General features: G+C 60.2%; 1 protein-coding gene. It reads left to right on the plus strand.

All coding sequences use genetic code 11. The features are described from left to right. Positions 1–168 precede the first annotated feature (168 nt). Positions 169–460, plus strand: a 292-nt coding sequence (locus L691_RS33780; RefSeq protein WP_232229257.1) for a hypothetical protein, incomplete at its 3' end; no start/stop codon positions are given.

The raw sequence follows: 460 nt of genomic DNA on the forward strand, positions 1-460 counted from the left end.
GGAGACGGCGGAGGGGCTGCGCCTGCTCCTTCGCCATCGCCGCAGCCTTCCGCCTCGCCCGTGCCGGTCACAGGTGCTCCTATTCTTGAACCGGAGCCCCAGCCGGCGCCAGCTCCCGAGCCGACTCCCACTCCGGGCAAAGCGCCCGTCCTGCAGGAAATTTCAGGCTTGAAATCGTTCAGCGATGATACCCGGCTATCGTTTGCCTGGATCAATCCGTCCTATCCGGACTTTAAGTCGGTTAACATTTATAAGGAAGGAACTCTGAAGGCAGCCACAACCGACGGGTTCTATCAGGAAGCCGGTCTTCTTCCAGGCTCGGTCTACAAATATGTATTAAAAACCGTGAATATGTCCGGCTTTGAATCCAGCGGCACAGAGCTGCAAGTGACCATGGCCCCCGCCAGCCTCCCGTCTCCCCCGTCCGCACTGTCCGCTATCGCTTCGGACGGCGCCGCGC

The organism is Paenibacillus zanthoxyli JH29 (genome assembly GCF_000520715.1).
Taxonomy (GTDB): Bacteria; Bacillota; Bacilli; order Paenibacillales; family Paenibacillaceae; genus Paenibacillus_AQ; species Paenibacillus_AQ zanthoxyli.